The sequence below is a fragment of the Sphingomonas arabinosi genome (genome assembly GCF_036663715.1).
Classification (GTDB): domain Bacteria; phylum Pseudomonadota; class Alphaproteobacteria; order Sphingomonadales; family Sphingomonadaceae; genus Sphingomonas.
Window position 1 is genome coordinate 1 of the sequence record NZ_JAXOJN010000061.1, and the last position, 1,056, is coordinate 1,056.

Below are 1,056 nucleotides of genomic sequence, written 5' to 3' on the forward strand. Positions count from 1 at the left end.
AAGCGTGTCGGCCTATGCGCTCGCGGTCGGCGGACTGAGTTCGCGAAGCGTCGCCTCGATCCTGTCCCACAGCCTTGATCTCGCCGTGTCAGCAGAAGGCGACGGCGTCGACAGCCATGCCAACGTGCGTGGCCCGCTCTATTTTCAATGAAAGGACGTCGTATGCTGCTCCATCCTACGCTTGATCTGCTCAACACCCTCGGCCTGTCAGGCATGGCCAAGGGCCTGCAGGATCTGGAAAGCCAACCTGAGGCCCGGTCGCTCGACCATGCCGAATGGCTCGGCCTGCTGCTCGATCAGGAACTAACGGTGCGCCGCCAGAAGCGCTTTGAAAGCCGCGCCCGAGCGGCTCATCTACGCCATGACGCCAGCATCGAGGACGTCGACTACCACGCGGCCCGCGGCCTCGACCGCAGTCTCTTCCTCAAGCTTGGATCATGCGACTGGATCCGCGCGAAGCGCAATGTGCTGATCACGGGGCCTTGCGGCGTCGGCAAGAGCTTCCTCGCCTGCGCGCTCGGCCAGAAGGCCTGCCGTGACGATCTCTCAGTCGTTTATCACCGCGCGTCCCAGCTGTTTGCCATGCTGACGCTCGGCAGGAGCGATGGCCGCTATCCCAGGATGCTGCGCGCTCTGTCGCGCGCCGATCTGCTCATCATCGACGACTGGGGACCAGAAACGCTCAGCGCCGATCGCCGCCGAGACCTGCTCGAGATCGTCGAAGATCGCTACGACCGCGGCTCCATCCTCATCACCAGCCAAATTCCCGTAGACCGCTGGTACGAGATCATTGGAAATCCCACGCTCGCTGACGCGATCTTGGACCGCGTCGTCCACAACGCCTACCGCATCGATCTCACCGGCGAGAGCCTTCGCAAACGACGCGCTTCCGCACTCGACGCTTGACCTCGCAGACCGTTCGATAAATTGTCCCGTACGACCCAGGCAGGCATCCCCTAAGTGGCCCGCTTCGGATCGGTACAGGTGGCCCGTTTCACGTTGGAACGGTGGCCCGCTTCAGAGCGGTACGCCCGGCCCACTTCATCGGAATACGCA

The 1,056-nt window shown here is 63.1% G+C and carries 1 protein-coding gene; it reads left to right on the forward strand.

What is annotated here, in order from left to right; genetic code table 11:
- Positions 1-162 precede the first annotated feature (162 nt).
- Positions 163-906 (forward strand): IS21-like element helper ATPase IstB, encoded by a 744-nt coding sequence (gene istB, locus U1708_RS20640; RefSeq protein ID WP_332748175.1) that lies wholly within the window; start codon positions 163-165, stop codon positions 904-906.
- Positions 907-1,056: the final 150 nt, after the last annotated feature.

What these genes read in the sequence shown, in the direction of transcription:
- istB (WP_332748175.1), top strand. Translation starts at nt 163, where the DNA reads ATGCTGCTCCATCCTACGCTTGATCTGCTCAACACCCTCGGCCTGTCA.